The sequence below is a fragment of the Burkholderia sp. 567 genome (assembly GCF_040545115.1).
GTDB classification, from domain to species: domain Bacteria; phylum Pseudomonadota; class Gammaproteobacteria; order Burkholderiales; family Burkholderiaceae; genus Burkholderia; species Burkholderia ambifaria.
The window spans coordinates 81123-97755 of record NZ_JBEPLG010000013.1; the positions used below are offsets into that span (position 1 = coordinate 81123).

Sequence of the window (16633 nt, forward strand, 5' to 3'; positions counted from 1 at the left end):
GACGCATCAAACAAAGTTAAGTGGGACAAAAATTTTTCTCGAGACCGGCCGCCGGAAACGGCGCTGCGGCGCCGCGGCCCGGCTGCCCGCGGGGCCTTGCGTCGTCCGCGCCCCGGGCGCGCCGCGTCACGCGTGCGCGATGCCGCGTGACACCGCCGGCTGCCGACCACAATCATTAGCGGGTACCCGATGATCGATCGACTGAAATACAGCTTCTCCGGCCTTCCCCCGTATGACGCGTGCGTCGCCGACACGCAGCGCGGCCTGTCGCGCGTGCTCGACGCGCTGCGGCTCGACGCCGTGGTCGTCACGTCGCAGGACGAATACATCACCGAATACCTGCCGCGCAGCAACAACCCGCGCTACGCGCTGTCGGGCTTCGACGGCTCGGCCGGCTGCGGGATCTTCCTGAGCGCGGCGACCGCGCAGGCGCTCGGCATGCCGCCGTTCGTGCTGTTCGTCGACGGCCGCTATCACCTGCAGGCCGAACAGCAGTGCGACCCGGCGCACGTGCGGATCGAGAAGCTCGGGATGAACGTGACGATCTGGCAGGCGCTGGGCGACTGGCTCGTCGCGCACGCGAGCCGGCTCGCGCGGGTCGGCTACGACGCGCTGCGGATCAGCGTCGCGCAGCGCGACCGGCTGATCGAGCAGACGCAGCCCGCGTCGCTCGACTGGACGAGTCTCGTCGAGCGCGAGATCGACCGCGCGATCGCGCTGCCGGGCTGGGTGGTCGAGCGGCCGATCTTCGAGCTGCCGGACACGATGACCGGCGCGAGCGTCGCGCAGAACCTCGACGCGCTGAACCGCCGGCTCGCCGCGCACACCGGCGCGGCGCCCGGCAAGACCGCATTCTTCACGTGTGCGTCGGACGATCTCGCGTATCTGCTGAACAGCCGCGGCTATCACATCCCGAACGTGTCGTCGCACCTGGGCTTCCTGTTCGCGGTCGGCGCGCAGGTCGTGCTGTTCCTGCCGGAAGGCTGCGACCGGTGCCCGGTCGAGCTGACGTCGTATCCGGCGCTGCGCGTGATCCGGCGCGACTTCGCCGAACTCGAGCGCTTCCTCGCGTCATGCGCGGTCGACCACGTGTGCTACGGCTTCGAATCGGTCAACTGCGCGCTGGTCGAATCGGTGCGTCGCGTGTGGCCGCAGGCGCGCCACGCCGATTTCAACCCGGTCGAGGCGATGCGGGCGAGCAAGACGCCGGCGGTGCTCGACCGCTTCCGCGACGCGTTCGCGCGCAGTTCGGCGGCGATCGCCGAAACGATGCGCTGGGCGAAGGCCGGCGAGCCGGGGCGGCGCCATACCGAATACGACCTCGCCCGCACGATCAACGACGCGTACGGCGCGCGTTCGGCGGTCGCGCTGACGTTCCCGTCGATCGCGGCGAACGGCGCGAACAGCGCGTTCGCGCATTACACGACGGCGAGCGCCGAGGTCGAGTTGACGGAAGGCGAACTCGTGCTGCTCGACAGCGGCGCGTATTACGACGCCGGTTTCGCGACGGACTGCACGCGGGTCGTGCTGCGCCGCACGCGGCCGGAAACGGTCGCGCAGCCGTGGCAGCGCGAGATCTATACGGTCGCGCTGAAGGCCTGCATCAAGGGGCTTGTCACGCGCTTTCCGAAGACGGCCACGGGCGGCGACGTCGATGCAGCGGTACGGCAGGTGTGCCGCGACCACGGCTACGATTTCGGCCACGGCACCGGGCATGGCGTCGGGATCCACGTCCACGAGGGCGGCGTGCGGTTCGCGCCGGGCGCGAAGTACGGGCTGGTGCCGAATGCGGTGATTTCGGTCGAGCCGGGCATCTACGTGCCGGGCAAGGGCGGCGTGCGGATCGAGAACATCGTGATCGTGCGCGCGGACGACGACGCGTCGGACACCGTCTCGTTCGAGAACATCGTCACCGTCGGCTACGACTGGGATCTGATCGACGTTGAGCTGCTGGACGACGGCGAGCGCGCGTACCTGCGCGACTACGAACGGCTTTGCGTGGAACGCGGCACGCAGGTCACCGCGTGTCCGTTGCTGTAAGGCGGGGAGGGGGCGCGCGGCCGGCGCGTCGGAGTGCTGGCGTGATCGGTACGCCGATGCTTCAGCGCATCAGCGCCGACACGCGCCCGTCGGGCCCGTAGACGCCGGCCGGCGCGGGGGCCGAGCGCAGCACCGCGAGCGCGCGCTCGTTGTAGTCCATCCGGATCCGGATCAGCATCCCGTTGGTCGCATTGGCCTGGCGCGCGCGTTCGGCGGCCTGCAGCAGCAATTGCCAGCGGCCGGCGAGGCGAGCATCGCGCTCGGCGGCCTGATCCATGCCTTTCTTGCCGGCCGGAAAGCCGAGCGCGGACAGCTGCGTGTCGCGCGTGCGCTCGAGCTGCGCGAGCCGGTCGATCAGCACGCTCTTCTTCTCGACGATGCCGGGCAGCATGTCGAGCGGCTCCGGTGTCGTGAGCGCCTTTTCCTCGTAGGCGAGCAGGGACGCGAACGCTTCGACCGTCGCGTGTTCGTCGTTGACCGTGGCCAGCAGCTCTTCTCTCATCGCGTCATGCTCGTCGCGCCGGCACGCGGGGGCGCATGCCGGCAAACCAGGGGACCGGTCAGGGCGTGACGGGCCCCTGGCCGGCTCAGTTGCCCTGCGAGCGCTGCTGTTGCAGCAGGTCGCGGGCGGTATTCAATACGCCGTCGGCGATCTTGTTCACGTCGATCGTCAGCGTGCCGTCGTTCAGCGCGTCCTTGATCGACTGGACGAGGGCCGTGTCGATGTCGGCGCTGCCCGAGGCCGACTGCGAACGCAGCTGGCCCGACAGACCCGACAGGTTCACGGTCGTGTCGCCGCCGGTCGATCCAGCGTCGGCCGCCTGCGCGGGCGACGACGAAGCCGCGCCGGATTGCGCGCGGGTCGCGCCGTTGCCGGTCGACGCGAGGGGGCTCGGTTTCGGAGTGGAATCGATCTTCACGATGGGTTTCCTGTACGGTATGACCCGGATAACGGCCGGGTCGGCCCGAACTTTAGCATCGTGAGCCCGACAGGCTCCGAATAAACAATTCTTTGCAATCTTGCGGCGGGATCCGCCCCTACAGCGGAATTTCCACGGTGCCGGCGTCCTTGACGATCGCCGTGACGATTTGCCCCGCGGCCATCCTGACCCGTATCGACTGGCCCGGCGCCGCGTTCGCGAGCGCGCTGCCCTCGGCCGAGATCGTGAAGCCGGGCCCGGCCGCGACGACCCGCACCGTCTGGCCGGCCGACACCGACGCGGCGCTCTTCAGCATGTCCTGGCGCAGCGGCAGCCCGGCCGAGATCCGGGCCAGCGCGGTCGCGCCGACCGCCTGCGCGGGATCGGTGATCACCGCGAGCGGCAGCACCGTCAGGTCGCCGTCGCGCGCGACGAGGTCGGCCGCGGTGAGCGGCTCGCCGGGCGCGATCTGCCGCGCGGCGACGTAATAGGTGGCCTGCACGGCAACCTTCGCCTGCAGGTAGACGGTCCACGGCCGCTCGCCCGCGCAGCGCACGCCGACCGTCGTGCGGCCCCACAGGCGCGCGCCGGTCGGCTGGAACGGTTCGAGCGTCGTGCACGCGGCGAGCCCGCGCGGAAACGCGGTCGCGACGGTCGCGGTGGTCTTGCCCGGCAGGCCGGCGATCTGCTGCTGGAGGAACGCGAGGGCCGTGCGTCGGATCGCGTCGGGGTCCTGCTGGCCGGGCGGCGTCGCCGGCTGGGGCGCGGCGGAAGCCTGGGCCACGGTGGTTGACGCCGTCGGCGCGCGCGGGGCCGGTGCGGCCGGGAGGGGGCGGGCTGCCGCGATGCGCTGGGCGATCGCCGCTCGCGCCGGGTTCGATGCGGGATTCGACGCGGGCTCAGCCGTACCGGCGACGACGGTCGCGACGGCGCCCGGATCGGCGGCGCGCGGCGCGCCGTAACCGGTGTTCATGCGCGCGGTGTTCATGCGTGCGGCCGCGTAGACGGGCCGCGGTGCGGGCGCCGGCGCGGCGGCCGGCGGCGGAACGCTCGTCACGACCATCGAGCCAGCCGGCTGCGCCGCGTAGCCGGCCGCGGCACTTGCAGTGCCGGCCGCGCCGCCCGCCATCGCCATGCCCGCTCCCGGCGCCATGCCCGAGCCCGACGCCGCTCCCGCTCCCGGCACCGTTCCCGACACCGCGCCCACCGCCATCCCCGCATTCCCCCCAAACCGCCCGCCGCTCGCCGCATTCGCATGCGCGAGCGCCGTCTCGGCCGTCTCGCCGCGTCCGGGGATCACGATCATCCCGTCGTCCGCGTGCGCCGCCGGCACCGCGAGCCACAGCGCCGCGGCGAGCGCGAACGCACGCGGCACGCGCGTCCGGCGTCCGTCGTTCCCGCGAAGTGCGCTGCCTGTCATCGCCGTGTCCTCGAAACCGTTGATCCGATTCGCATTCTAGGCAGCGGGGCCGTCGCGCAAACGATGAATAGAGGGGGCCTTTGCCGCGTTATTCGCCCGATTGCCGGTTGCGCGCGACGCCTACCATCGCTGTCATGGAAAAAAGCCCCTTGGGTCGCCATCCGGCGCAACGGGCGTGCAGCGCTTCATACGGAGAGACGCACACATGCTGGACAAACTCGATGCCGAATTCGCGTTCGGCCGACAGGCGCTCGACGTGCGCGCCTATCGGCAGGAACTGCTGTCGTCGAACATCGCGAACGCCGACACGCCGGGCTACCAGGCCCGCGACGTCGATTTCGCGTCGACCCTCGCGCGCTCGTTGAAGCAGACCCACGGCGGCCTCGCGCCGAGCAACGCCGCGCAGCTGCCGATGGCGCAGCCGGCCGGCGTGGCAAGCGGGATGACGATGGTGTCGACGGCGCCGGGCCACATGGCCGGCACCGCGAAGCTGATTCCCACCGGCGGCCCGGCCGACGACTACGGTCGTTCGCAATACCGGATGCCGCTGCAGCCGTCGCTCGACGGCAACACGGTCGATCTCGACGTCGAGCGCGTGCAGTTCGCGAACAACGCGCTGCACTACGAAACCGGGATGACCGTGATGACCCAGCAGATCAAGGCGATGATCGCCGCGATCTCGACGAACTCGTAAGCGCGCGCCGCTTCCGTACCCGAACAAGGAGCCCTCATGCCCTCGTTGATGAACATCTTCGGCGTCGCCGGTTCGGCGCTGTCCGCGCAATCGCAGCGCCTGAACGTCACCGCGTCGAACCTCGCGAACGCCGACAGCGCGACCGGCCCCGACGGCAAGCCGTACAAGGCCAAGCAGGTCGTGTTCGCGACCGACCCGATGGGCGGCGCGCGCACCGCGTCCGGCCAGGGCGTGGGCGGCGTGCGCGTGACGAAGGTGATGGACGATCCGTCGCCGATGAAGTCGACCTACGACCCAGCGAACCCGTCCGCCGACGCGAACGGCTACGTGCAGATGCCGAACGTCGATCCGGTGCAGGAGATGGTGAACATGATCTCGGCGTCGCGCTCGTACCAGGCCAACGTCGAGACGCTGAACACCGCGAAGACGCTGATGCTCAAGACGCTGACGATCGGCTCGTAAGCCGCGCAGAGATACCGACACATCGAGACCCCAGACCCGACAGTTCCGACACAAGGCCATTCAGGATGACATCCACCAGCACGACGATCGGCGGCAACGGCACCAACGTGTCGAACCTGCCGACCGACACGATGAACACCAGCAACGTGTCGACGACCGGCACGTCGGCGAGCGACCTGCAGGCGACGTTCCTGAAGCTGCTCGTCACGCAGTTGCAGAACCAGGATCCGACGAGCCCCGTCGACAGTTCGCAGATGACCTCGCAGCTCGCGCAGATCAACACGGTGAGCGGCATCGCGCAGCTGAACACGTCGCTCACGTCGCTGTCGAGCCAGCTCGCGGCCGGCCAGCAGACGCAGGCCGCGCTCCTGATCGGCACGAACGTGCTCGCGCCGGGCAACGGCGTCGCGGTGAAGGGTGGCGCGGCGTCGCCGTTCGGCGTGTCGCTCGCGAACGACGTGTCGAACCTGACGATCACCGTGAAGAACAGCTCGGGCGCCGTCGTCAACACGATCAACGCGGGCAAGCAGGCGGCCGGCACGGTGCCGTTCAACTGGACGCCGACCGATGCAGCGGGCAACGCGCTGCCGGACGGCAAGTACACCGTGAGCGCGCAGTACACGGGCAGCGACGGCAAGACGTATGCGCCGACCGTGCTCGCGGCCGCGCAGGTACAGAGCGTGATCAAGCAGGCGGACGGCACGGCGGGGCTCGTGCTGTCGAACGGCACGACCGTGGGGCTCACCCAGGTCGCGTCGATCTTCCCGAACACCGCATCGTCGTCGACCTCCGACGCCACCACCAACTGATCCAGCTTTCTCGAAAACGGAGACCGAAATGGGTTATCAACAGGGTCTGAGCGGCCTCGCCGGCGCATCGAACGCGCTCGACGTGATCGGCAACAACATCGCGAACGCGAACACGGTCGGCTTCAAGTCGAGCACCGCGCAGTTCTCCGACATGTACGCGAACTCGATCGCGACGTCGGTCAACACGCAGATCGGCATCGGCACGGCGCTCTCGTCGGTGCAGCAGCAGTTCGGCCAGGGCACGATCAACACGACGAACTCGTCGCTCGACGTCGCGATCAACGGCAACGGCTTCTTCCAGATGTCGAACAACGGCGTGACGACGTACTCGCGCGACGGCACGTTCCAGCGCGACAAGAACGGCTACATCGTCAACGCGCAGGGCCTGAACCTGATGGGCTACCTGGCCGACAAGAACGGCGTGGTGAACACCGCGCAGACCGTGCCGCTGCAGGCGCCGACGACCAACATCTCGCCGACCGCCACGACCAAGATCACCGGCCAGTTCAACCTGAACTCGCAGGACAAGGTGCCGACCAAGACGCCGTTCGACGCGACCGACACCTCGACGTACAACTATTCGACGTCGGTGCAGGTGTACGACTCGCTCGGCGGCTCGCAGGCGGTCAACATGTACTTCGTGAAGTCGGCGGCGGGCACGTGGGAAGCGTATGCGGGCGTGCAGGGCGGCGCCACGACCGACCTCGGCACGGTCACGTTCGATTCGTCGGGCGCGATCAAGAGCACGACGACGGGCACGCCGGCCGTGCCGACCGCGTCGGTCGGCCAGTTCCAGTTCACCGTGCCGACCACCGACGGCTCGACCACGCCGCAGCCGCTCACGCTGGACCTGACCGGCACCACGCAATTCGGCGGCAAGGACGGCGTGAACAACCTCGCGCAGAACGGCTACGCGAGCGGCACGCTCACGACCTTCTCGATCGGCGCGGACGGCAAGCTGACCGGCAACTACTCGAACGGCCAGACGGCGGTGCTCGGGCAGATCGCCATCGCGAACTTCAACAACCCGAACGGCCTCGTCAACCTCGGCGGCAACCAGTACGCGGAAACGGCCGCATCGGGCGTGCCGCAGATCTCGGCGCCGGGCAGCACCAACCACGGCACGCTGCAGGGCAGCGCGCTCGAGAACTCGAACGTCGACCTGACGTCGCAGCTCGTCAACCTGATCACCGCGCAGCGCAACTACCAGGCGAACGCGCAGACGATCAAGACGCAGCAGACCGTCGACCAGACGCTCATCAACCTGTAACGCGCGGATAACCGGCAGCCATGGACCGACTGATCTACACGGCGATGACGGGCGCGTCGCAGTCGCTCGACCAGCAGGCGATCGTCGCGAACAACCTCGCGAACGCGTCGACGACGGGTTTTCGCGCGCAGCTCGCGACCTACCGTGCGGTGCCGATGAATTTCGGCGACGGCAGCACGAGCGATCCGACGACGACGCGCACTTACGTGCTCGCGTCGACGCCCGGCGCGGACTACGCGCCGGGTCCGATCACGCGCACCGGCAACCCGCTCGACGTCGCCGTGCAGGGGGCCGGCTGGCTGGCGGTGCAGACGGCCGACGGCAGCGAGGCGTACACGCGCGCCGGCAACCTGCACGTCGATGAAAACGGCCAGCTCGTCAACGCGAGCAACCTGCCGGTGATCGGCAACGGCGGCCCGATCTCGGTGCCGCCGAACGCGGAAGTGACGATCGGCAAGGACGGCACGGTGTCCGCGCTGATGCCGGGCGACCCGCCGACGGCGGTCGCGATCGTCGACCAGATGAAGCTCGTGAACCCCGATCCGGCCACGCTCGCGCGCGGCAACGACGGGCTGTTTCGCACCGCCGACGGCAATCCGGCCGACAGCGACCCGAGCGTGGTCGTCACGCCGAATTCGCTCGAAGGCAGCAACGTGAATCCGGTGACCGCGATGGTCGCGATGATCGACAACGCACGGGCGTTCCAGCTGCAGTCGAAGCTGATCCAGACGGCCGACCAGAACGAGCAGTCGGCGAACCAGCTGCTCAACTTCAGCTGAGCGGCCCGGCCCTCGCTACCAGGAGAAGATTCAACATGAACCGTTCGCTCTACATTGCCGCCACCGGCATGAATGCGCAGCAGGCGCAGATGGACGTGATCTCGAACAACCTCGCGAACACCAGCACGAACGGCTTCAAGGCGTCGCGCGCGGTGTTCGAGGATCTGCTGTACCAGACCATCCGCCAGCCGGGCGCGAACTCGACGCAGCAGACCGAACTGCCGTCGGGCCTGCAACTCGGCACCGGCGTGCAGCAGGTCGCGACCGAGCGCCTGTACACGCAGGGCGGCCTCACGCAGACCGGCAACTCGAAGGACGTCGCGATCAACGGCGCGGGCTTCTTCCAGGTGCTGATGCCGGACGGCACGAATGCGTACACGCGCGACGGCTCGTTCCAGACCAACGCGCAGGGCCAGCTCGTCACGTCGAGCGGCTACCAGATCCTGCCGGCGATCACCGTGCCGCAGAACGCGCAGTCGCTGACGATCGGCAAGGACGGCGTCGTGTCGGTCACGCAGCCGGGCTCGAGCAACGCGGTGCAGATCGGCTCGCTGCAGATCGCGACCTTCATCAACCCGGCCGGCCTCGAGGCGAAGGGCGAGAACCTGTTCGCCGAAACCACGTCGTCGGGCGCGCCGAACGTGGCGCAACCGGGCCTGAACGGCGCGGGCGTGCTCAACCAGGGCTACGTCGAGGCGTCGAACGTGAACGTCGTGCAGGAGCTCGTCAACATGATTCAGACGCAGCGTGCGTACGAGATCAACAGCAAGGCCGTGACGACGTCCGACCAGATGCTGCAGACCGTCACGCAGATGAAGAGCTAACCGGAAAGTCCAGTCGTCGCCATGAAGCAGGTTTGCCTCCTCCCGCCAGCCCCCGTGCGCGCCGTGTGCGTGCTCGCGGTGGCCGCGCTCGCCGGCTGCGCGCAGATTCCGCGCGATCCGATCATCCAGCAGCCGATGACGGCGCAGCCGCCGATGCCGATGTCGATGCAGGCGCCCGGCTCGATCTACAACCCGGGCTACGCGGGCCGGCCGCTGTTCGAAGACCAGCGGCCGCGCAACATCGGCGACATCCTGACGATCATGATCGCGGAGAACATCAACGCGACCAAATCGTCGGGAGCGAACACCAACCGGCAGGGCAACACCGACTTCAGCGTGCCGACGGCCGGCTTCCTCGGCGGGCTGTTCGCGAAGGCGAACATGTCGGCGGCCGGCGCCAACAAGTTCGCGGCGACGGGCGGCGCGAGTGCGGCGAACACGTTCAACGGCACGATCACCGTGACCGTCACCAACGTGCTGCCGAACGGCAACCTCGTCGTCAGCGGCGAGAAGCAGATGCTGATCAATCAGGGCAACGAGTTCGTGCGCTTCTCGGGGGTCGTCAACCCGAACACGATCTCGGGCGCGAACTCGGTCTACTCGACGCAGGTCGCCGACGCGAAGATCGAATACTCGTCGAAGGGCTATATCAACGAAGCCGAGACGATGGGCTGGCTGCAGCGCTTCTTTCTCAACATCGCACCGTGGTGATGACGATGCCGCAGCCTCTTTTCCATCGACTGTCATCCCGCGCGCAGGCCGTCGCGCGGATCGCCGCCGCGCTCGTGCTGGCAGCCTGCGCGTTCGGCGCGCCGGGCGCGCATGCGGAACGCCTGAAGGATCTCGCGCAGATCCAGGGCGTGCGCGACAACCCGCTGATCGGCTATGGCCTCGTCGTCGGCCTCGACGGCACGGGCGACCAGACGATGCAGACGCCGTTCACGACGCAGACGCTCGCGAACATGCTCGCGAACCTCGGCATCTCGATCAACAACGGGTCGGCCAACGGCGGCCCGTCGTCGTTGAGCAACATGCAGCTGAAGAACGTCGCGGCCGTGATGGTGACCGCCACGCTGCCGCCGTTCGCGCGGCCGGGCGAGGCGCTCGACGTGACCGTGTCGTCGCTCGGCAACGCGAAGAGCCTGCGCGGCGGCACGCTGCTGCTCACGCCGCTCAAAGGCGCGGACGGGCAGGTGTATGCGCTCGCGCAGGGCAACATGGCGGTCGGCGGCGCGGGCGCGAGCGCGAACGGCAGCCGCGTCCAGGTGAACCAGCTCGCGGCCGGCCGGATCGTCGGCGGTGCGATCGTCGAGCGCGCGGTGCCGAACGCGATCGCGCAGATGAACGGCGTGCTGCAGCTGCAACTGAACGACATGGACTACGGCACCGCGCAGCGGATCGTGTCCGCGGTCAATTCGAGCTTCGGCCCGGGCACCGCGACGGCGCTCGACGGCCGCACGATCCAGCTCGCCGCGCCGGCGGATTCCGCGCAGCAGGTCGCGTTCATGGCGCGCCTGCAAAACCTCGACGTGAGCCCGGACAAGGCCGCCGCGAAGGTCATCCTGAACGCGCGCACCGGCTCGATCGTGATGAACCAGATGGTGACGCTGCAAAGCTGCGCGGTCGCGCACGGCAATCTGTCGGTGGTCGTCAACACGCAGCCGGTGGTGTCGCAGCCGGGGCCGTTCTCGAACGGGCAGACGGTGGTCGCGCAGCAGTCGCAGATCCAGTTGAAGCAGGACAACGGGGCGCTCAAGATGGTGACGGCCGGCGCGAACCTCGCCGACGTCGTGAAGGCGCTGAACACGCTCGGCGCGACGCCGGCGGACCTGATGTCGATCCTGCAGGCGATGAAGGCGGCCGGCGCGTTGCGCGCCGACCTGGAGGTGATCTAAATGGCTGCGAACCTTCCGGACGCGAACGATCTCACCCAGCGCTTCGCACTCGACGTGCAGGGCTTCGACGCGCTGCGCGCGCAGGCGCGGCAGTCGCCGCAGGCCGGCGCGAAGGCGGTCGCGGGCCAGTTCGACGCGATGTTCACGCAGATGATGCTCAAGAGCATGCGCGACGCGACGCCCGACGGCGGGCTGCTCGATTCGCACACGTCGAAGATGTACACGTCGATGCTCGACCAGCAGCTCGCGCAACAGATGTCGAAGCGCGGGATCGGCGTCGCCGACGCGCTGATGAAGCAGCTGATGCGCAACGCGGGGCAGGGCGGCGGCACGGCGGCCGACGCCGGCGCGGCCGGGCTCGGCGCGGCGGGCCTGGGCGCGGCCGGCGCCGGCACGTCGGGCAACGAAGGCAGCCTCGCCGCGATGAATGCGATGGCGCGGGCGTATGCGAACGCGGCGAACAACGGTGGACTCGCCGGCGCGCGCGGCTACTCGGCCGGCAGCGCGCTCACGCCGCCGTTGAAGGGCGCGAGCGGCGTGCAGGACGCCGACGCGTTCGTCGACCGGCTCGCCGCGCCGGCGCAGGCGGCGAGCGCGAGCACCGGCATCCCGGCGCGTTTCATCGTCGGCCAGGCCGCGCTCGAATCGGGCTGGGGCAAGCGCGAGATTCGCGCGAGCGACGGCTCGACGAGCTACAACGTGTTCGGCATCAAGGCGAACAAGGGCTGGACGGGCCGCACGGTGTCGGCGCTGACGACCGAGTACGTGAACGGCACGCCGCGGCGCGTCGTCGCGAAGTTCCGCGCGTACGATTCGTACGAGCATGCGATGACCGACTATGCGAACCTGCTGAAGAACAACCCGCGCTACGCGGGCGTGCTGAGCGCGAGCCGCAGCGTCGAGGGTTTCGCGCACGGGATGCAGAAGGCCGGCTACGCGACCGACCCGAATTACGCGAAGAAGCTGATCTCGATCATGCAGCAGATCGGCTGACGGGCAGCCCCCGTTCCGCCGCCTCTCGGACCGCGCCCGGCACCCTGCCGCGCGCGGTTTTCAACGTTTGCGCGAAAAATATCGGCAATTCGATCTAAACTTTCGGGGAGCACTGCCGCTAAGTGTGTGAGACCTGCTACCGGGCCCTGTTCTGGCCCGGTTTTACTGCGCACCGTTCGTCCGGGCGCCCTGACAAGAAAACCGGCTAGCCATGAATATCGAAACGTCGACCGATCCGAGCCTGGATGCGGGCCATTCCGGGCCTGACTACGCCCGCCGCAATCCGCTGGAGATCGGCGTGCAGCTGCGCAATCTCGTGAATCGCGGCGACTTCCTGACCGTCCAGTACCCGGGCGGCCAGCTCGTCACGCGCCTGCTCGAGGTCGACGTCGGCGCGCGCACGTTCACGTTCGACTGGGGCGCGCTGTCCGAGCAGAACGCCAGCATCCTCGCCGCGTCGCACTGCACGTTCTCGGCCGCGCCGGAGGGCGTGCGCGTCGAATTCACCACGAACACGCCGCGCGAGACGCGCTACGAGGGGCTGCCCGCGTTCGTCGCCGATTTCCCCGACGTGCTGATGTGCATCCAGCGCCGCGAGTACTTCCGCGTCGATGCGCCGATCGTCGATCCGTTCCTGTGCCGCGGCACGCTGCCGGACGGAGAGAGCTTCGTGTTCGAGGTGCATAACCTGTCGCTCGGCGGCGTCGGGTTGCGCACGGCCGACGAGCGCGTCGAGGCGCTCGAGGTCGGCACGCTGCTGCCGGACGTCGAGCTCGAGCTGACCGGCCACGGCAAGCTGTCGCTGGAACTGCGCCTCGTATCGCAGCGTTCGACGCAGATGCCGAACGGTTCGCGGCGCTACCAGCTCGGCTTTCGCTTCATGTCGCTGCCGGGCAGCGCGGAGAACACGCTGCAGCGCCTGATCACGCAGCTCGAGATGAAGCGCCGCTCGCTCGCGCGGGCCTGACACACCCCCTCGCGGCCCCGCTCGGGGCCGCCTTCGCAGCGGCGCCGGCAGCGCGCGCCGCGGCCCTCGACCGGCGACGCGCGAGCGCGCGTCGCGCGTGCATTTTTTCCTCAATTTTTCCGATCCGCGGCCGTTATACCGGGAGTCACGCAACCCGGCGGCCGCAGCGCGGCCGGCTCATCAGGATCGCGCATGTCCAACACACTCATGAACCTCGGCGTCAGCGGCCTCAATGCCGCGCTCTGGGGCCTCACGACGACCGGTCAGAACATCAGCAACGCCGCGACGCCCGGCTATTCGGTCGAGCGTCCCGTTTATGCCGAGGCGAGCGGCCAGTACACGTCGAGCGGCTACATGCCGCAGGGCGTGAATACCGTCACCGTGCAGCGGCAGTACAGCCAGTACCTGAGCGACCAGCTGAACAGCGCGCAGTCGCAGGGCGGCGCGCTGTCGACGTGGTATTCGCTCGTCGCGCAGCTGAACAACTACGTCGGCAGCCCGACGGCCGGCATCTCGACCGCGATCACCGGCTATTTCACCGGGCTGCAGAACGTCGCGAACAATGCGTCCGATCCGTCGGTGCGGCAGACCGCCATCAGCAACGCGCAGGTGCTCGCCGATCAACTCAAGGCGGCCGGCCAGCAGTACGACGCGCTGCGCCAGAGCGTGAATACGCAGCTCACCAGCACCGTGTCGCAGATCAACACGTACACGTCGCAGATCGCGCAACTGAACCAGCAGATCGCGGCGGCGAGCAGTCAGGGGCAGCCGCCCAACCAGTTGATGGACCAGCGCGACCTCGCGGTGTCGAACCTGTCGAGCCTCGCCGGCGTGCAGGTCGTGCGCAACGACAGCGGCTACAGCGTGTTCCTCGCGGGCGGCCAGCCGCTCGTCGTCGCCGACAAGAGCTACCAGCTCGCGACGGTCACGTCGCCGTCCGATCCGAGCGAGCTGACCGTCGTGTCGCAGGGCATCGCCGGCGCCAACCCGCCGGGCCCGAACCAGGCGCTGCCGGATACATCGCTGTCGGGCGGCACGCTCGGCGGCCTGCTCGCGTTCCGCAGCCAGACGCTCGACCCCGCGCAGGCGCAGCTCGGCGCGCTTGCGACCAGCTTCGCCGCGCAGGTCAACGGGCAGAACGCGCTCGGCATCGACCTGTCGGGCAAGCCGGGCGGCAACCTGTTCGCGGTCGCGAACCCGGCCGTCTATTCGAACCAGGGCAATACCGGCACCGCGTCGCTGTCCGTCTCGTTCGCCAACGCAGCGCAACCGACGACGAGCGACTACACGCTGTCGTACGACGGCACCAACTACACGCTGACCGACCGCGCGAGCGGGTCGGTGGTCGGTCAGTCGACGTCGATGCCGGCGTCGATCGGCGGGCTGGCCTTCTCGTTCGCGTCCGGCTCGATGAATGCCGGCGACCAGTTCACCGTGCTGCCGACGCGCGGCGCGCTGAACGGCTTCGGCCTCGCGACGACGAGCGGTTCGGCGATCGCGGCCGCGTCGCCGGTGGTCGCGGCGGCGTCGAGCACCAACCTCGGCACGGGCAAGATCGCGCAGGGCGCGGTGAGCGCCGGCTACCAGGTCCCGACCACGCCGACCAAGCTCACCTACGACGCGGCGTCGAAGTCGCTGTCGGGCTTCCAGGCCGGCACCACGGTGACGATCGCGGGCACGCCGCCCACCTCGGTGACGATCACGAGCCCGACCGACAGCGTGCCGTACGACGCGACGGCCGGCGCGAAGCTGACGATCACGAGCACCACGCAGCCGGCGCCGGCGGGCGTGATGAACGGCGTGACCGTCACGCTGTCCGGCGCGCCGTCGGATGGCGACTCCTTCACGATCGGGCCGTACGCGGGCGGCACGAGCGACGGCTCCAACGCGCTCGCGCTGTCGCAGCTCGTCACCGCGAAGTCGCTCGGCGGCGGCACGACGACGCTGACCGGCGCATATGCGAAGTACGTGAACGCGATCGGCAACACGGCGAGCCAGCTGAAGTCGTCGAGCGCCGCGCAGACCTCGCTGGTCGGCCAGATCACGACCGCGCAGCAGTCGGTGTCGGGCGTGAACCAGAACGAGGAAGCGGCGAACCTGATGCAGTACCAGCAGCTTTACCAGGCGAACGCGAAGGTGATCCAGACGGCGGCGACGCTGTTCCAGACCGTGCTCGGCCTGTTCAACTGACCGGATTCGAGGAATAGAAGCGATGCGAATTTCCAGCGCCCAGTTCTTTCAGCTGAACGTTTCCCAGATGAACGATCAGCAGGCGCAGCTCGCGCAGCTGTACCAGCAGATCGCGAGCGGCGTGAGCCTGCAGACGCCGGCCGACAACCCGGTCGGCGCGGCGCAGGCCGTGCAGCTGTCGATGACGTCGGCGACGCTGTCGCAATACGCGACCAACCAGACCGCGGCGCTCGCGTCGCTGCAGGCCGAGGATCAGGCGCTGCAAAGCGTGAGCGGCGTGCTGACCGGCGTGCAGACGCTCGTCGTGCGAGCCGGCGACGGCTCGCTCGCCGACAGCGACCGCTCGGCGCTCGCGACGCAGCTGCAAGGCTATCGCGACCAGTTGATGACGCTCGCGAACTCGAACGACGGGGCCGGCAACTACCTGTTCGCCGGCCTGAACAATTCGTCGGCGCCGTTTACCAGCAGCCCGAACGGCAGCGTCAGCTACGTCGGCGACTCGGGCACGCGCCAGGTGCAGATCGGCGATTCGAGCAGCGTGGCGCAGGGCGACACCGGTTCGGCGGTGTTCATGTCGGTGCCGTCGCTCGGCAGCGCCCCGGTGCCGTCGGCCGGCGCTGCCAACACGGGCACCGGCACGATCACCGCGGTGACGGTCACGACCCCGTCGGCCGCGACCAACGGCCATCAGTTCTCGATCGCGTTCGGCGGCACGCCCGCCGCGCCGACCTACACCGTGACCGACAACTCGGCCAAGCCGCCGACCACCACGCCCGCGCAGGCGTACACGGCGGGTGCGTCGATCGCGCTCGGCGGCGGGATGACGGTGGCGGTGTCGGGCACGCCGGCCGCCGGCGACACGTTCGCCGTGACGCCCGGCCCGCAAGCGAGCGGCGGCGCGGACATATTCTCGACGCTCGACTCGATGATCTCGGCGCTGAAGACGCCCGTGACCGGCAACCCCGTCGCCGCCGCGGCGCTGTCGAACGCGCTGATGACCGGCTCGATCAAGGTCGGCAACACGATGCGCAACGTGACGACGATCCAGGCGTCGGTCGGCGGGCGCGAGCAGGAGGTCAAGGCGATGCAAGCCGTCAACCAGACCGCGTCGCTGCAGACCACCAGCAACCTGACCGACCTGACCAGCACCAACATGACGACGACGATCAGCCAGTACCTGCAGGTGCAGAACGCGCTGACCGGTGCGCAGAAGGCCTACGTGCAGCTGCAGAACCTGTCGCTGTTCCAGTACATCAATCCGTGATGTCCGCGGCGCCCGCTGCGATGTGAGCGCCCGCTTACGTCGCGCGACGGGCTGGGCGGTCGCTGTTGGCCACGGCTTACGGCTTACGGCTTACGGCTCACGGCTT

The 16633-nt window shown here is 68.9% G+C and carries 16 protein-coding genes; 13 read left to right on the plus strand and 3 right to left on the minus strand.

Annotated elements, in window-relative coordinates:
* The first annotated feature begins 189 nt into the window (after positions 1–189).
* The gene (locus tag ABIC50_RS29720) at positions 190–2040 is read left to right on the plus strand and encodes a M24 family metallopeptidase (RefSeq protein WP_354168447.1); all 1851 of its coding nucleotides are present in this window, start codon (positions 190–192) and stop codon (positions 2038–2040) included.
* Between the two features lie 61 nt (positions 2041–2101).
* On the opposite strand, the gene ABIC50_RS29725 is transcribed toward ABIC50_RS29720, so the two are convergent.
* The 3 genes from ABIC50_RS29725 to flgA form a co-directional block, all read right to left on the minus strand.
* The gene (locus ABIC50_RS29725; protein ID WP_006755733.1) at positions 2102–2542 is read right to left on the minus strand and encodes a flagella synthesis protein FlgN; all 441 of its coding nucleotides are present in this window, start codon (positions 2540–2542) and stop codon (positions 2102–2104) included.
* Between the two features lie 85 nt (positions 2543–2627).
* On the minus strand, positions 2628–2960 hold the full coding sequence (gene flgM, locus ABIC50_RS29730) for a flagellar biosynthesis anti-sigma factor FlgM (RefSeq protein ID WP_006755734.1): 333 nt from the start codon (positions 2958–2960) through the stop codon (positions 2628–2630).
* Positions 2961–3078: 118 nt separating this feature from the next.
* On the minus strand, positions 3079–4380 hold the full coding sequence (flgA, locus tag ABIC50_RS29735; RefSeq protein WP_354168448.1) for a flagellar basal body P-ring formation chaperone FlgA: 1302 nt from the start codon (positions 4378–4380) through the stop codon (positions 3079–3081).
* Between the two features lie 205 nt (positions 4381–4585).
* Between flgA and flgB the strand changes: the two genes are divergently transcribed.
* The 12 genes from flgB to flgL all read left to right on the plus strand — a co-directional run bounded on the left by flgB (position 4586) and on the right by flgL (position 16527).
* Positions 4586–5074, plus strand: coding sequence for a flagellar basal body rod protein FlgB (gene flgB / locus ABIC50_RS29740; RefSeq protein WP_012364906.1), 489 nt, complete (start codon positions 4586–4588; stop codon positions 5072–5074).
* A gap of 36 nt (positions 5075–5110) precedes the next feature.
* On the plus strand, positions 5111–5536 hold the full coding sequence (gene flgC, locus ABIC50_RS29745; protein ID WP_006755137.1) for a flagellar basal body rod protein FlgC: 426 nt from the start codon (positions 5111–5113) through the stop codon (positions 5534–5536).
* Positions 5537–5601: 65 nt separating this feature from the next.
* Positions 5602–6345: a flagellar hook assembly protein FlgD gene (locus tag ABIC50_RS29750; protein ID WP_354168450.1), complete on the plus strand. Its 744-nt coding sequence runs from the start codon at positions 5602–5604 to the stop codon at positions 6343–6345.
* Positions 6346–6373: 28 nt separating this feature from the next.
* Positions 6374–7615: a flagellar hook protein FlgE gene (gene flgE, locus ABIC50_RS29755; protein ID WP_126228677.1), complete on the plus strand. Its 1242-nt coding sequence runs from the start codon at positions 6374–6376 to the stop codon at positions 7613–7615.
* 20 nt (positions 7616–7635) lie between these two features.
* A complete protein-coding gene (flgF, locus tag ABIC50_RS29760) occupies positions 7636–8394 on the plus strand; it encodes a flagellar basal-body rod protein FlgF (protein ID WP_006755140.1) in 759 nt (252 codons plus the stop codon).
* A 35-nt stretch (positions 8395–8429) separates the two neighbouring features.
* Positions 8430–9218 (plus strand): flagellar basal-body rod protein FlgG, encoded by a 789-nt coding sequence (flgG, locus tag ABIC50_RS29765; protein ID WP_006755141.1) that lies wholly within the window; start codon positions 8430–8432, stop codon positions 9216–9218.
* 21 nt (positions 9219–9239) lie between these two features.
* Entirely contained in the window at positions 9240–9929 is a 690-nt protein-coding gene (gene flgH / locus ABIC50_RS29770) for a flagellar basal body L-ring protein FlgH (protein WP_354168452.1), read from the plus strand.
* A 5-nt stretch (positions 9930–9934) separates the two neighbouring features.
* Complete coding sequence (locus tag ABIC50_RS29775; protein WP_175657068.1) at positions 9935–11113, plus strand: flagellar basal body P-ring protein FlgI; 1179 nt, start codon at positions 9935–9937, stop codon at positions 11111–11113.
* Positions 11114–12106, plus strand: a complete 993-nt coding sequence (flgJ, locus tag ABIC50_RS29780; RefSeq protein WP_105831956.1) for a flagellar assembly peptidoglycan hydrolase FlgJ — start codon at positions 11114–11116, stop codon at positions 12104–12106.
* A 211-nt stretch (positions 12107–12317) separates the two neighbouring features.
* Entirely contained in the window at positions 12318–13073 is a 756-nt protein-coding gene (locus ABIC50_RS29785) for a flagellar brake protein (protein ID WP_105831955.1), read from the plus strand.
* A gap of 192 nt (positions 13074–13265) precedes the next feature.
* Complete coding sequence (flgK, locus tag ABIC50_RS29790) at positions 13266–15263, plus strand: flagellar hook-associated protein FlgK (protein ID WP_011658136.1); 1998 nt, start codon at positions 13266–13268, stop codon at positions 15261–15263.
* A 22-nt stretch (positions 15264–15285) separates the two neighbouring features.
* A complete protein-coding gene (gene flgL, locus ABIC50_RS29795; protein ID WP_011658135.1) occupies positions 15286–16527 on the plus strand; it encodes a flagellar hook-associated protein FlgL in 1242 nt (413 codons plus the stop codon).
* Positions 16528–16633: the final 106 nt, after the last annotated feature.